The organism is Caldicellulosiruptor obsidiansis OB47 (assembly GCF_000145215.1).
GTDB lineage: Bacteria > Bacillota > Thermoanaerobacteria > Caldicellulosiruptorales > Caldicellulosiruptoraceae > Caldicellulosiruptor > Caldicellulosiruptor obsidiansis.
On record NC_014392.1, the window covers coordinates 737630 to 751957 of the forward strand.

Annotated in this window: 15 protein-coding genes and 1 riboswitch; of the genes, 13 read left to right on the forward strand and 2 right to left on the reverse strand. The window is 34.7% G+C overall.

Translation table 11 applies throughout. The annotated features are described in order from the left end of the window. Position 1: 1 nt before the first annotated feature. From COB47_RS12200 to COB47_RS03160, 13 genes are all read left to right on the forward strand, one after another. Positions 2-139: a hypothetical protein gene (locus COB47_RS12200; protein ID WP_013289951.1), complete on the forward strand. Its 138-nt coding sequence runs from the start codon at positions 2-4 to the stop codon at positions 137-139. 415 nt (positions 140-554) lie between these two features. Beyond that, a complete protein-coding gene (locus tag COB47_RS12510; protein ID WP_237698989.1) occupies positions 555-947 on the forward strand; it encodes a hypothetical protein in 393 nt (130 codons plus the stop codon). Continuing rightward, complete coding sequence (locus COB47_RS12515; RefSeq protein ID WP_237698990.1) at positions 910-2007, forward strand: methyl-accepting chemotaxis protein; 1098 nt, start codon at positions 910-912, stop codon at positions 2005-2007. Before COB47_RS12510 ends, COB47_RS12515 begins: the two co-directional genes overlap by 38 nt. 528 nt (positions 2008-2535) lie before the next feature. Further along, positions 2536-2736 (forward strand): type II toxin-antitoxin system VapB family antitoxin, encoded by a 201-nt coding sequence (locus COB47_RS03110; RefSeq protein WP_013289952.1) that lies wholly within the window; start codon positions 2536-2538, stop codon positions 2734-2736. After that, positions 2733-3131, forward strand: a complete 399-nt coding sequence (gene vapC, locus COB47_RS03115) for a type II toxin-antitoxin system VapC family toxin (protein ID WP_013289953.1) — start codon at positions 2733-2735, stop codon at positions 3129-3131. Before COB47_RS03110 ends, vapC begins: the two co-directional genes overlap by 4 nt. 95 nt (positions 3132-3226) lie before the next feature. Beyond that, positions 3227-3351, forward strand: a riboswitch (SAM riboswitch). Between the two features lie 114 nt (positions 3352-3465). Next, positions 3466-4656 carry a methionine adenosyltransferase gene (metK, locus tag COB47_RS03125; RefSeq protein ID WP_013289954.1) on the forward strand — a complete coding sequence of 397 codons (1191 nt, stop codon included), beginning with the start codon at positions 3466-3468 and terminating at the stop codon, positions 4654-4656. Positions 4657-4805: 149 nt separating this feature from the next. Then, positions 4806-5036 carry a hypothetical protein gene (locus COB47_RS12520; protein ID WP_237698991.1) on the forward strand — a complete coding sequence of 77 codons (231 nt, stop codon included), beginning with the start codon at positions 4806-4808 and terminating at the stop codon, positions 5034-5036. 235 nt (positions 5037-5271) lie between these two features. After that, on the forward strand, positions 5272-5856 hold the full coding sequence (locus COB47_RS03135) for a hypothetical protein (protein WP_041742385.1): 585 nt from the start codon (positions 5272-5274) through the stop codon (positions 5854-5856). Positions 5857-5901: 45 nt separating this feature from the next. Beyond that, positions 5902-8298, forward strand: a complete 2397-nt coding sequence (gene recJ / locus COB47_RS03140) for a single-stranded-DNA-specific exonuclease RecJ (protein ID WP_013289957.1) — start codon at positions 5902-5904, stop codon at positions 8296-8298. Between the two features lie 21 nt (positions 8299-8319). Further along, complete coding sequence (locus tag COB47_RS03145) at positions 8320-8760, forward strand: NfeD family protein (RefSeq protein ID WP_013289958.1); 441 nt, start codon at positions 8320-8322, stop codon at positions 8758-8760. Positions 8761-8775: 15 nt separating this feature from the next. Continuing rightward, a complete protein-coding gene (locus COB47_RS03150) occupies positions 8776-9711 on the forward strand; it encodes an SPFH domain-containing protein (protein WP_013289959.1) in 936 nt (311 codons plus the stop codon). 29 nt (positions 9712-9740) lie between these two features. Further along, positions 9741-10106, forward strand: a complete 366-nt coding sequence (locus tag COB47_RS03155) for a YlbF family regulator (RefSeq protein WP_013289960.1) — start codon at positions 9741-9743, stop codon at positions 10104-10106. Positions 10107-10134: 28 nt separating this feature from the next. After that, positions 10135-12867 carry a UPF0182 family membrane protein gene (locus COB47_RS03160; RefSeq protein ID WP_013289961.1) on the forward strand — a complete coding sequence of 911 codons (2733 nt, stop codon included), beginning with the start codon at positions 10135-10137 and terminating at the stop codon, positions 12865-12867. 39 nt (positions 12868-12906) lie between these two features. Here COB47_RS03160 and COB47_RS12525 read toward each other — a convergent pair whose 3' ends face one another. Both COB47_RS12525 and COB47_RS12530 read right to left on the reverse strand, forming a co-directional pair. Beyond that, positions 12907-13527, reverse strand: a complete 621-nt coding sequence (locus COB47_RS12525; RefSeq protein ID WP_237698992.1) for an APC family permease — start codon at positions 13525-13527, stop codon at positions 12907-12909. After that, complete coding sequence (locus COB47_RS12530) at positions 13512-14051, reverse strand: APC family permease (RefSeq protein ID WP_237698993.1); 540 nt, start codon at positions 14049-14051, stop codon at positions 13512-13514. Before COB47_RS12530 ends, COB47_RS12525 begins: the two co-directional genes overlap by 16 nt. Between the last annotated feature and the right edge of the window lie 277 nt (positions 14052-14328).

The window sequence follows — 14328 nt, forward strand, 5'->3', positions numbered from 1 at the left end:
AATGTCATGTTTTGATCATAGGTGGTGGATAGTATTTGTGGGTTACTGGTGTTTTGTGACGATATTAACCTTTGTTGTGTTAGAAGCTAAGAAATCAGAAAAGAATATAATGGGACATTTGCCAAAACAAATTCAATGAATGCTTGGGATATAATAAAAAAAGCAATATAGCAAAGCTCAAATCCTTCATAGGATAAATTATTTCAAAATTTTTTAATACATAAAAGATAACGGCTGCAAGCCTCGAAAGTACTTATCCAGGTCTGAGTCATAGCTTATGCATTTATAACACTTAGGAATTTAAAAATTTTTTCAACAAATACGTGTAGAGATCTACACAAAACCCTATCGACAAATATGCATAAATACTGCGTTGTTTGTTAATAAAATTCATTAAAGGTTGGGATAACCTCCAAATTACAAATTGAAGAAGTATGGAAATATTTCAATAAGCTTTATTACATAAGTGAAAAAAATAGGAATTGAATTTTGGATTTTGAATTTCGCAAAATACAGTTTAAACAAACTTTTTTGAGAGGGGAGTTGCTAAGAACTTGTCATCTAAAATAAACAAGATTTCTTTAGTCATACTTTTGGTTGTTGATCCACTGCTATTGCTATTTTCATATTATATTTTTGCTGGCTTAGGAAATTACCCTATTGTAAACATTCTTGTGGGATACATTATCTGTGTTTTGCTCATAGGTATTCCTGTTGTCTTTATCGCAAGACTGAGTGCAAGAAAAGTGGAACTTGATTCAGGGTACAACCTGCCTGTATTTTTATCTTTTCTTATCTTTTTCGCAAACATCCTTGCTGCAACTTTAGTAGGTATTATTGCATCAAAAATAAAGCCTCTTCCGGAGGATGCACTTGCATTAAGGGCAAGTGGAGCAATAGCTATAAAATATGAATATTATCGCTCTTTTGCTTTTTATATATTCTAAAGTTCTAACTCAGGAGGAATTCACAAAATATGCCGAAAAGACCAAGATTTCGATTTCCACAAAATTAACAGTTGGGGTTTTATCTGTTTCTCTTTGGGTTGGTCCAGTTTTATTGAAATATATAACAATTCGAATTAACATTGACAATGCCACAAAGATGAATCTTGTCTTAATAAGTGTTTTTGCGAACATATTACTTGCTTTTGTTTTGTGGCTATTAAATAAAAAGATATTGTCAGCAGCACCTGTAATTTCCGGGACATTTTCGAAAGTAGCGCAGGGGGACCTAACCTTTAAGAGTGTTGTTCATTCAAACGATGAATTTGGCACAATTAACAACAAATTAATTGAGACTATAGAATCTCTCAAAAATCTTATAACAGGTGTGAAAAGTATGGTAATTAGTTCTATTAAAACATTCGAAAATGCACGGGAAGTTTTCGAAAGACTAAATAAGGATTCTTTTGAAAACGCTAAAGCAATTGAAAAGCAACAATCCGATATTCAGCGAGTAGCAGCTTCAGTTGAAGAAATTAATGCCAACATTGAGGAATTAGCTGCTCAAGTCCAAAGTCTCAGTGATTTAGCATCTACTGTACTTTCAATTTTTCAAGCACTATTAGAGAAATCAGAATTAGGTCAAGTGGCGGTGGAAACTATACTAAAAACGAGCGAAATACTCGTTGAAAAATACAGCAAGTTGAGAGATGGAGTACAGCAACTGGCACAAACAACCCAAAACATTGGCGATGTTGTGAAATTTGTTAGGCAGATTGCTGAGCAAACAAATCTATTGGCATTAAATGCAGCAATTGAGGCTGCAAAGGCAGGAGAAACTGGGAAGGGATTTGCTGTTGTTGCTTATGAGATTAGGAAATTAGCCGAGCAGACCAAAGAATCGACAGCTGTTATAAACCGAACAATTTCAGCTGTAGATTTATATACGAAACAACTCGAAGAACAAATAGCAGTTCTATACCGTGATGTAGAAGAAAACAAGAAGAAATATACTGAACTTTCAGAAGTTTTTTTGACATTATTCAGAGAATCAAGGACTTAACTTCTTCTTGTCGATAATCTTTCAGCTCATTCTGAAGAAGAAGGTGCGTCTGTAGCAGAAATAACTTCGGCAACCAAGGAGATAGCTGATAGTATTTCGGAGATAAGCGAATTTTCCGAAAAAATAATATCTTCCACGGAGTACAATCTGAGTCAGGCTAATGATTTATCTAAACAGATTTCTGTAATATCAAGCTCGATGGTGCAAATAAGAAATTTGATTGAAAAGTTTAAAGTATAGCAGGTATACCTTTAAATATTTATTGAAACTCGTGAAAGAATAAAATGGTCGCGCAAAAACAATCATTTAATGCAATTGCATATTAACATTGAGTTATTTAGTAAAAATAGAAAGTCAGCTGGTGGTCTTGCCTAACCTGTTTTAATTAGTTATACACTAATTTTACATGTTTTCCTAAAAATTATTTAGCGCAAAAGTTTCCTACAAACTCTTAACACCATTGTGGGAGAGTGAGAGATTGACAATTATTCCTATGTGTATTAAGATACACATAGGGAGGTGTATAAAATGAGGACCAATATTTTTATAGATGAAAATTTATTAAAGAAAGTGATGGAGATTGCTGGGGTAAAAACAAAAAAAGAAGCAGTTGAGATTGCCTTGAGGGAATACTTAGAAAATCACACACGAAAGAATTTGTTAGATTTAAAAGGCAAAATAATGTTTGCAGAAGATTATGATTATAAAAGGATGAGGGCAAGGCAATGATTTTAGTTGACACTTCTGTGTTGATAGACTTTTTTAAGGGAAATACAAACGAAAAAGTAGAAAAGTTTGAATGGATATTGAAAAATAAAATACCATTTGGGATTACTCATTTAATTTACCAGGAGATTTTACAAGGTGCTAAAGATGAAAAAGAGTTTGAGCTGTTGAAGGAATATTTGAGCATTCAACCATTTTATGAATTGACAAAAGGGAAAGAATCGTATGAAGAAGCAGCGCTGCTCTACTTTAAGTGCAAGAAAAGAGGCATAAATCTTAGAAGTACTGTAGATGTGATAATAGCCCAGATAGCTATTGAAAATAATCTTTACTTACTCCACAATGACAGAGATTATTCTAAAATTGCTGAAGTTGAAAATAGATTAAAAGAGTATTGAATGTAATAACATTTCCGGTTGACAATATTCTTTTGTTTTGTTAATATTAATGAGGCAAATTTAAAAAATTGAATATGGTGAATATGATAAGGTTATCCTTATCAAGAGAGGTGGAGGGAAAAAGGCCCGATGAAACCCGGCAACCGGCAAAGCTTTTGGCTTTGCAATGGTGCCAACTCCGTCAGAAAGCAAAATATCTTAGCTTTCTGAGAGATGAGGATAAAACTTTTACAAAAGAAAGTTTTGCCTCTTCTTTTCAGAAGGGGCTTTAAATTTTTTGGTATTTTTAAAAAACAAAGAGTTTTTATTTTACTTAAAAGGAGGTAAAAGGCAAATGAGAAAGCTATTTACATCCGAATCAGTAACAGAGGGTCATCCTGACAAAATCTGTGACCAGATTTCAGATGCTGTGTTGGATGCTATATTAGAAAAAGACCCATACGCAAGGGTTGCATGTGAGGTTGCAGTTACAACAGGTCTTGTTTTGGTTATGGGTGAGATAACAACAAAATGCTATGTAGACATACCAAAGATAGCAAGGGATACAATAAGAGAGATTGGCTATACACGTGCAAAATATGGATTTGATGCTGACACATGTGCTGTTATAACATCAATTGACGAACAGTCACCTGACATTGCAATGGGTGTTGACAAAGCTTTAGAGGCAAAACTGGGTGAAATGACAGAAGATGAGATAGAGGCAATTGGTGCAGGGGATCAGGGTATGATGTTTGGATTTGCATGCGATGAGACACCGGTTTTGATGCCAATGCCAATCTATCTTGCACACAAGCTTGCAAGAAGACTTGCTTATGTGAGAAAGGAAGGTATTCTGCCTTATCTTCGTCCAGATGGCAAAACTCAGGTCACAGTTGAGTATGAAGATGACAGACCTGTTCGTGTTGACACGGTGGTTGTATCCACACAGCACAGCCCCGATGTTACACATGCTCAGATAGAGGCAGATGTTATTGAGCATGTTATAAAACCTGTTATTCCAGAGGGAATGCTTGACAAGAACACAAAGATTTTTGTAAATCCTACAGGAAGATTTGTGATTGGTGGACCTCAAGGCGATTCAGGACTTACGGGAAGAAAAATTATTGTTGACACATATGGTGGATATGCACGCCACGGCGGTGGAGCTTTTTCTGGTAAAGACCCGACAAAGGTTGACCGCTCGGCAACATATGCTGCAAGGTATGTGGCAAAAAACATTGTGGCGTCAGGACTTGCTAAAAAATGTGAGGTTCAGGTATCCTATGCGATAGGTGTTGCAAGACCACTTTCAATCAGGGTTGACACATTTGGCACGGGTAAAATCAGTGATGAGAAGATTGCTGAGATTGTAAAGAGAGTATTTGATTTGCGACCTGCTGCAATAATCAGAGACTTGGACTTGAGACGTCCTATCTACAAACAGGTAGCAGCATATGGACATTTTGGGAGAGAAGATTTGGACCTTCCATGGGAGAGGACTGATAAGGTTGATATCATACTCAAAGAAGCTCAAAGCATTTAAAATCTAAAAGAGAGTAGTTCTAACTTTTTGAAAGCTTTAATAATGTTTATTAGAGCTTGTTTTGTATAAATTTAAAACTGCAAATGGACAGGAAAAATGTAAATGTTTCCCTTTATCAATATATATGGATCATAGTGAAATCTTTGTTCATGGTTTGTTTGCTAATATTTGTTATATCAATTTTTGTAATGTATTTTTCTATGCCAGACAAGATTGCACTTTTTCTTACACTGTTTTCTATGTTTGTAGGGATAGCATTTTCTGGGTATGAGGCAGCAGCTTTGTCACAGAACAGAAAAAAAGTAGCAGCGTTTTTGGTTTCATTTTTTGTTGCAGGTATACTTTTTATCTTAAGCATTGTGATTAAAAAAAAATTTTAGTGTTTCAAAATACCACTTGTGTATAATTCTCACTGGTCCTGTGTTGGGATTTTTAATAGGAGCGCTTAGTTCAAACAAAGTAAGAAAAACAAGGGTAAAGAGAAGGTGAAATTAGGTAAAGTTTTCTTTCCCCTTTTGCTAAAAAAGCGAAAGGGGATTTATTTTTTTGCCTTTGAGTTCATTATGATATATAATAAATTCAAGGAAAAAATTAATCTTTTTGGGGGAAAAGATGATGAGACAAAAAATTGCATATCTTATCAGCACTCTTTTTACAGTTCCTATGGTAGCACTACTTGTTTTTACTATCATGTGGGTTGATAATAGCGAAGAAAACTTTAACGGGAATTTCTACTACTATCTAAATTCGATATTCTTTTTCACCATAGTTCCCCTTTGTGCATACATTGTTGCAAGAAGTTTTCCAAAGTTTAAGGCCGGGGGAAGAGAGGTTGAGAGAAAACTTGCGTTTGTGTTCGGAATAGTTGGGTATGTGCTTGGAAATATAAGTTTAATGTTTATGAAAAAACCAACAAGGGCCATGATAGGACTTTATTTATCATATCTTATCTCAGCCTTGATTTTAGCGTTTGTAAACAAGGTGTTGAGATTCAAAGCAAGTGGTCATGCATGCGGAATAACCGGCCCGATTGTTGCAATAAACTTTATTGCGGGAATAAAGATGATCTATTTGGCTTTGCTCATTCCTCTTGTCATGTGGTCAAGACTTGTACTCAAAAGACATGATTTAAAACAGCTTCTGGCAGGTGCTACCACCTCCTTTTTTGTAACGCTCATAATAATGATTTGGATATACTGAATTTGTGCTAAGTTATTCTCTGCACTGAGGGGGCTTTTTTGAAGCATGATTTTTCAGAAGAAAAGATGGATTTTAAAAGATAGTAGCAACCTTGAAAATATAGATATTGAAATTGATGGCAAAAAAATAAAACCTCAAATTATAAAGGTTTTGAACAATAGGGGTGTGCAAGAAAGAGAAGAAATAGAGAGGTTTTTAAATCCTTCCCTGAAGAATCTTCACAATCCCTTTCTTTTGAACGATATGAAAGAGGCAGTTAAAATTATAAGTCAGGCTATTTTGCACAAAAGCAGAGTATTGATATATGGTGATTATGACTGCGACGGGGTTACAAGTACATATCTGCTTTATTCAAACTTGAGAAATTTCTTGCCCACAACCTATTATATTCCTAATAGATTTAAAGATGGGTATGGACTTAATCTTGATGTTTTAAAGAAACTGGAAGATAAATTTGATGTATTGATCACTGTCGATACAGGTACCAGTAACCACAATGAGGTAAAGTATCTCAAAGAAAAAGGGAAAACGGTTATAATTACGGACCATCATGAACCCAAAGAAGTTTTACCTGATGCTGATGCTGTGGTAAATCCCAAAAGAAAAGATAGCATTTATCCTTTTAGAGATTTAGCAGGTGTTGGGGTAGCATTTAAGCTTTTACATGCACTCAAAAGCTCAGGGATAAATCTTAAACTATCTGAGTACCTTGATGTTGTCGCAATTGGTACAATTGCAGATGTTATGCCTCTTGTTGATGAGAACAGAGTTTTAGCAAAGTTTGGTCTTAAAATTCTGAAAAATACAAAAAATGTTGGTCTTAAAAAACTCATAGAAGTAGCTGGACTTTCGTCAAAAGAGGAGTTGAAACCCTATGATGTGTCGTTCATAATTGGTCCGAGATTGAACGCTGCCGGGCGAATTTCTGATGCAAATTTGGCTGTATCACTTCTTTTAGAAAAAGATGCTATTAAAGCTGAGAGTATTGCCAAAAAACTTGACGAAGAGAATAGAAAGCGGCAAGAAATAGAGGAAAAGACAATTAAAGAAGCCCAGGGTTTGATTGTTAAGGATAAGAGTATTTTAAAAAAGAAGATATTTGTTCTTAGCAACAGTTCGTGGCATGCTGGAGTTGTTGGGATAGCTTCTTCAAAAATCACAGAAAAGTATTACAGACCTTCTCTTTTGCTTACACTGGCTGACGAGGGCATTTTAAAAGGTTCAGGAAGGTCGATTAAAGGGTTTAACCTATTCGAAGCTCTCAAAAACTGTGCAGAAATTTTGCTCAAGTTTGGTGGGCATGAACATGCAGCAGGTCTTTCACTTCCTGTTGACAATGTTGACAAACTTGACGAGATTTTAAACTCAATCGCTCAGGATTACCATTTTATGATATTCAAACCAGCAATTGAAGTTGACCTTGTACTCTCTTTAAATGAGATTGATGATGAACTTATCGACCAGGTTTATCTTTTAGAACCGTTTGGAGTTGGGAATCCTGAACCTACTTTTTTAATTAAAAATCTTATTGTTGAGAATTTTAGGTTCATGGGTGATGGCAACAAATACTACAAATTTTTTGCTGGCAACTCAACCAAATATGATGTTGTGTGCTTTTCTAACTTGGAAGATGAAGATGAGCTGGTTTCAATGAAAAAGGTTGACATTGTATGCAAGCTCGAAAAAAATATTTTTAACAGTGCGAGGAAAAATCAGTTCAATATTATTGACATCTGTGAAAATGTGAGTTTTGGAGTGGTAAAAGATCTATATTATAATTTGAAAGCTGTAAGAAATAGCTGCTCAAGCTTTCAGAGGTGTGATGTAAAAATAGGTAGTTTGCAGGATATAGAAGGGAAAAGGTGTATCTTTGTAGCTTTTTGGCCACACATTGTTCTTAACTTTTTAAAATTCTTAAAAGGTGAAGATGTTGATGGTGAATTTTTTGAATTTTTAAACAAACAAGGTAGAATAATTCAACATCAAAGTAGTCTCAAAGAAGTGTATTTTGACGATATCTTTGCAACAAGGCTTGATAAGCTAAATGCCATTATTGAAGAGGCAGATTTGGTTGTTGCTCTTGATATGCCTTCTTATCAGTATGTCAAAAACTTTTATCAAGATATTAACACTTATTTGATTGATCTTGATAACAAATTTAATGATTTTTCGTTACAAATAAATGAAGAGTGTGTTAATGTCTATAAGACGTTAAGAGAATGTGAGTTTATATCTTACAATTTTTCGGGTATATATGAATCAGACCCATTTTTGAAGGTAGTAAAACTGCTTTTTATTGTCCAAATGTTTGAAGAGGCAGGTCTCATTTTAGCAGATGTTACTCATGAGGGGATTGAGGTAAAAGAGTTTTATAAAACACAAGAAAAGGTAAACCTAAAATCCACAAAGGTGTATAATTTTTATAAGATTTTAAAAATATAAAAGTGAAAAGGGGGAGTTTTGTTGAATGTAAGCGTTTATGATTTTATATGGCTTGGGATTGCTCTTGCGTTTTTGATTGCTGACACATTTATAGGCTTTGTTTTATTCCCAATTTATATATCAGCCTTTGCTGTTTTTATTATTGATTTATTTATAAACAATATTGCACTTGAAGTAGTGATATTTATTGTTCTAGCAGTGAGTATTTTTTTGATTTCTAAACCCAAGATAAAAAGGTTTCTTCAAAACATGCCAAGGATAGAAAATAAAAGTTTTGTTTCTGTTGGTGATGAATTTTTTGTTGAGGAAGTATCTGAAGATGGATATTTTGGTAAGATAAAAAAAGATGGGATATTTTACAATATTACAAGTTCAAAAAAGCTTGAAAAAGGTGATAAAGTCAGGGTCATTAAGGTAGATGGGCTTAAGATATTTGTTGAAAAAATTGAAAATGAGGTATAAGGAGGGGAAATACAAATGTCAGCAGTTGGCTGGGTAGTACTTGTATTAGGCTTATTTTTGATATTTTTCTTTTCGAGCATAAAGGTTGTTCGAACAAAATATTGTTATGTTGTAGAAAGAATTGGACAGTTTCACAGGGTTTTGGAACCAGGTGTTCACATCATCATTCCGTTTATTGATAATGTCAGAGCAAAGGTCAATATGCAGGAACGAATTCTTGATGTTCCACCGCAGGATGTTATTACAAAAGATAATGTGAGAATAAAGATTGACTCTGTTGTGTTTTTTGAGGTATTTGACGCAAAGATGTGTACTTACAACATTCAGAACTATCAGGCAGCGATTATGTATTCAGTGCTTACAAACCTCAGAGATGTTGTTGGTAACATGACACTTGACGAAATATTTTCATCAAGAGAAGTGATTAACTCAAGACTCACATCTGTATTGGACCAGATAACAGATAATTATGGTGTTAAGGTTAAAAGGGTTGAAATAAAAGATATTATTCCGCCAGCAGAAATTACTCAGGCAATGGAAAAACAGATGAAGGCAGAGAGAGACAAAAGAGCGATGATTTTGGAAGCAGAAGGTGTAAGAGAAAGTGAGATAGCTAAAGCAGAAGGTTATAAGCAAGCGCTAATTAAAAGGGCTGAAGGTGAGAAACAGCAAAAGATTTTGCAGGCAGAAGGTCAGGCTCAGGCAATAGAGATGGTAGCTAAGGCTCAGGCAAATGCTATTGCATATGTTAACAGAGCAATAAAAGAGAGTGGTACAGATGCTGTAGTGCTTGCAATGAGGCAGATTGAAGCTGCAATTGAGATTGCTAAAAATCCGGCAAATAAAGTATATATTCCAACAGATGCATTCAAAAATCTTGGAACTCTCATTGGTGCTTCTGAGCTTATAAGAACAAATGATAATCCAAACTCTCAATCATCATCACAATAAAATAATGATAAGAGGTGGCAAAACAAAAGATGAGAAATGTATATGATATTGCATATGAACTTGCTAATGCTTTAAAGGAGTCGAGTGAAGTTAAAAGATTTAAAGCTGCGAAAGAAAAGGTTGAAAAAGATGAAAAACTAAAACAAATGATTTCTGATTTTAAAAAGAAACAATTTGAGCTTGAACAAAAGCGTTTGAAAGGTGAGGAAATTACGAGTTCTGACGTGTACTCCTTACAGCAGCTTTATCAAATAATCTCTTTGAATCCTGATATAGAAGAATACCTTTCTGCTGAGATGATGCTGGCAAAGATAATTGCTGACATTTCAAAAATCATTGTCGACAGTATTGAACTTAAAGATGAGCTTTGGGGATTTGCAGATATAAATAAGTAAAAACAAAAGTGAGGGGATTTGTTCGAAGATGGCAGATAGAATAATTTATGATTACAAAAAGGAAAAGACAAAAAAGGTTTTAAAAAGAATAGGGTTTGTTTTGGCACTGCTAATTTTGATTGCTATTGCATTTTCAATCGCATTCGATTTGTTTTTGGAGTTAATCCAGATAAGAGAGATTGGTAAGAATTTTGTTAGTGTATTCTGGAAAAATTTCTATGTAAAACTTTCTGTGCAGATAATTTCTTTTGTTATATTGTTCTTTGTGTTTTTTATTAACAATGCAATTGTGAAAAAAAATATAGAAAGAATTGTAGGGAAAATTGGTTTTTTAAAGAAAAACATTCTTAACATAATTCTTTCACTTTTCTTGGCGCTTGTGACAAGTAAATATTTAGAGAACAATCTTTATATAAAGTTTTTAACATTGACACATTCTAAGCCTTTTAATATCAAGGACCCCATTTTCAAAAAAGACATAGGTTATTATGTATTTGAAAGACCATTTTTTCTAACTGTAGTAAATTTTCTCTTTTTCTTTATGATATTTGTGTGTATATATACACTGACGCTATATATAATACTCTACACAGCTTCATTTGTTAGCAGAACCAGTTCGTGGAATATTCTATCTGATAAAAAGGTAAAATTCCACATATTTTTCAACCTCATACTCATATTTGTTGTAAAAATATTTACTTTAAAGTACGAAATGGAAGGACTTTTGTACTCTTTCTTTGGAGAAGTTGTGGGAGTTGGCTATACAGATTATTATGTTAGGATGAATTACTTTAAGCTATCTTATATAGTTTTAATTGTGATTATTGCACTTAGCATTTACTTTTTTATAAGAGGCAAGTACTCAACCGTGGGGAAAGTAATGCTTTCTTATATTGCCTGGGGAATTTTAGGGACATTAGTTGCTGCAGGATTCCAATATTTTGTTGTATCGCCAAACGAGCAGGTGTATGAGAGGCCATTTTTAGAGAAGAATATAAAGTTTACACGGCTTGCTTACAACTTGGAAAACATAGAAGAAAAGTATTTCCCTGTTGACACATCCAACAACATAACTGCAAAAGACTTAGAGCAAAACAGGGCAACGGTGGAAAACATAAGAATAACAGATTTTTCGACCACGCTGGACATTCAAAACCAGATTCAGCGGTTTAAACAATATTATATCTTCAATGATGCAGATATTGCAAAATACACCATCAACGGCAGGATAAAATCGGTGTTTATTTCTGCAAGAGAGATAAACTACGATGGTATTCCTACAAAGACATATATAAATCAAAAGTTTCAGTACACACATGGATATGGGGTTGTTATGAGTCTGATGACAGAGGTAACACCAGAAGGTCAGCCAAAGTTCATTATAAAAGACATTCCGATAAAAAGCTTAGATGGTGCACCAAAAGTTACCCAGCCGCGCATCTACTATGGAGAAAAGACAGACCCGTATGTAATAGTCAACACAAAAGTTGATGAGATAGATTATCCAGAAGGAGATTCAAACAAGCTCTACAGATACAATGGTCAGGGCGGAATAAAACTCACACCGCTAAACAGGCTGATATTTTCATATGTATACAAAGATTTTAGGCTTCTTGTTTCCTCTGCGATAAATTCAAACAGCAAACTTCTTATAAACAGAAATATTGTCCAAAGAGCAAAAAAGGTTGCGCCGTTTTTGGAGTTTGACCCTGACCCGTATATCCTGATTGATGGGAAAGGCCGTTTAGTGTGGGTTTTAGATGCGTATACAAAGACAGGTTATTTTCCATATTCAGAGCCAATCGAAGAAGGTTTTAATTACATCCGAAACTCTGTAAAGGTTTTAATTGATGCGTACAATGGCACCTTAAAGTTCTACATTGTTGACAAAAGCGACCCGATTGTGAATGTATACAAGAGCATATATCCTCAGCTTTTTGAAAAAGGAGACATTCCAAAGGATATTGCCGAGCACATACGATATCCGGAGTATATTTTCACTGTCCAGACAAACATCTTGAAAAGATATCACATGACTAATCCTAATGTGTTCTACAACAAAGAAGATTTATGGGATTTTGGGAAGCACAAAACGCCTGACGGTTCTATTGACTACATTCCGCCGTATTACAGTGTAATGAAACTTCCAGATTCGCAACAAGAAGAAATGATTTTAATGGTGCCGTTTACCCCGCTAAAATACAATACAATGATTGCATGGCTTGCAGCAAAAAGTAACCAAGAAAATTATGGGAAGCTTGTGCTTTACAAGTTTCCGAAAGGCTCAACTGTGTATGGTCCGCTTCAGGTAGAGAATATGATTGACCAGGATCCACAAATTTCAAAAGATTTGTCTCTTTGGAATCAGGGAGGGTCTAAAGTAATAAGAGGAAACTTGTTGCCACTGCCAATAAACCAGAAGATTTTATATATCGAACCTATTTATATTGCATCTGACAACGCATCAGCTTTGCCAGAGGTAAAAAGAGTAATTGCAGCCTGCAACGGAAAAGTTGTTATGGGAATGAGTTTAAATGATGCTCTTTCACAGCTGATTGGACAGCAGCTTGAACAAACTACACAAGAGCTGCAAACGCCGCAGCAGCAACAAGGTACTCAGGAGCTTCAGAACTTTTCACAGCAACTTTCAAAATTAAAAGGCATATTTGAGGATGCTAAGAAAGCTTTGCAGGAAGGCAACTGGGAAGAATTTGGGAGGAAGTTCAAAGAACTTGATGAGATGATGAAAAATATAAAATAAAAGGAAAGGCTCTTTGTGTGGATTCCCTCACGAAGAGCCTTATTTTTTTATTTTCTTCTTCACAAATAGAAAATATACAGGCAGGCCAAGTAAAGTAATTAAAACAGAAAAAATTGAGTCTGTAGGGTTTGAGAATATGTTGTTTACAAGAACGTACAAACCACTGAAGATTGCAACAAGTGGGGTTATAGGATACAGAAATGTATTGTACCCTTCCTTGTTTTTTCCTTCTCTTTTTCGCTTGATAAATATTCCAGTAAAAAACAGAACATAGAATATCCACGTTGAAAACATAGCAAGATCTGTGAGCCTGTTAAAGCTTCGTGTGAAAATATACAAGAGCGAGAGAATATAAACAAGTATGCTTGAGTTCACAGGTGTTGCAAAACGAGGATGAAGCTTTGAAAATACATTGTTTGCAATAAATCGCTGATTTGTTGCCATGGCATAAGGAATTCTTATACCTGTCAGGGCAAAACCATTTAAGGTTCCAACAATGGAAATAATTATACCAAGTGATATTAGAACTTTTCCAATTTGACCGAATAACTTTTCAGAAATAAGGTTTATAGCGTTTTCAACTGTTGCAAGCTTTCCAATTCCAATGACATTAATGTAAGCAATGTTTACAAGAAGATAAACCACTATGACAAATAACATTCCGAATATGAGCACCAAAACCAGATTTTTTTGGCATTTTTCATCTCTCCAGCAACATTTGGCACAGAGAGCCAGCCATCGTAAGCCCACAGTGTAGATAAAACTGCAAGTCCGAAATTTTTTGTAAAATGTCCATAAGATGCAAAATTTTCAGCTTCAATAGGTCTTATGAGACCAAAAAGAATAATCAGAAAAAGGGGTATTAGTTTTAAAACTGTTGCCAAAAGCTGAAGAGCTCCGCCATATTTGTTGCCTATAACATTGATTATAACTATTGCTGTCAAGATACTCAAAGCTAAAATATCATGTACCATCTGATTTGCATTTAACATACTTGATACTTGGTCTGCAAACAAAACAGATAATGCAGAGAGTATGGCCGGTATATAAATTAGAGTGTTCATCCAACCAAACAAAAAAGAAATTTCATTTCCATAAATCTTTTCAAGATAGACATAAAGCCCGCCTGTGTGAGGATACCTTGCTGAAAACTCAGCAGCAACAAGGGCACCGCACAGTGACATAACTCCACCCAAAAGCCATGCAAAAAAATAAAAGTAAAACTTCCAGAGTACTTTGCAACAGGTGTTGCTTTGAAAAATACCCCTGAACCAATTACCATTCCCACAACTAAGGATAGTGCCATCCAGATATTTAGATTTTTCTTGAGAGAGATGTTGCTTTTCATCTTGCGCCCCCTTTTAGAAAAGTTGCTTCAAAAACTGCAGAAGCTTTGTTGCATTTAGCTAAAAATATAGCACATGAAAAACCTTTGCGCAAGAGAAATATCGCCGAGAGTCT

Bases quoted from the DNA above. Each gene is read 5' to 3' on its own strand.
- COB47_RS12200 (WP_013289951.1), top strand. From the start codon at position 2: ATGTCATGTTTTGATCATAGGTGGTGGATAGTATTTGTGGGTTACTGG.
- COB47_RS12515 (WP_237698990.1), top strand. From the start codon at position 910: ATGAATATTATCGCTCTTTTGCTTTTTATATATTCTAAAGTTCTAACT.
- COB47_RS03110 (WP_013289952.1), top strand. From the start codon at position 2,536: ATGAGGACCAATATTTTTATAGATGAAAATTTATTAAAGAAAGTGATG.
- vapC (WP_013289953.1), top strand. From the start codon at position 2,733: ATGATTTTAGTTGACACTTCTGTGTTGATAGACTTTTTTAAGGGAAAT.
- metK (WP_013289954.1), top strand. From the start codon at position 3,466: ATGAGAAAGCTATTTACATCCGAATCAGTAACAGAGGGTCATCCTGAC.
- COB47_RS12520 (WP_237698991.1), top strand. From the start codon at position 4,806: ATGGTTTGTTTGCTAATATTTGTTATATCAATTTTTGTAATGTATTTT.
- COB47_RS03135 (WP_041742385.1), top strand. From the start codon at position 5,272: ATGAGACAAAAAATTGCATATCTTATCAGCACTCTTTTTACAGTTCCT.
- recJ (WP_013289957.1), top strand. From the start codon at position 5,902: ATGATTTTTCAGAAGAAAAGATGGATTTTAAAAGATAGTAGCAACCTT.
- COB47_RS03150 (WP_013289959.1), top strand. From the start codon at position 8,776: ATGTCAGCAGTTGGCTGGGTAGTACTTGTATTAGGCTTATTTTTGATA.
- COB47_RS03155 (WP_013289960.1), top strand. From the start codon at position 9,741: ATGAGAAATGTATATGATATTGCATATGAACTTGCTAATGCTTTAAAG.
- COB47_RS03160 (WP_013289961.1), top strand. From the start codon at position 10,135: ATGGCAGATAGAATAATTTATGATTACAAAAAGGAAAAGACAAAAAAG.
- COB47_RS12525 (WP_237698992.1), bottom strand. From the start codon at position 13,527: ATGTTATTTGTCATAGTGGTTTATCTTCTTGTAAACATTGCTTACATT.
- COB47_RS12530 (WP_237698993.1), bottom strand. From the start codon at position 14,051: ATGTCACTGTGCGGTGCCCTTGTTGCTGCTGAGTTTTCAGCAAGGTAT.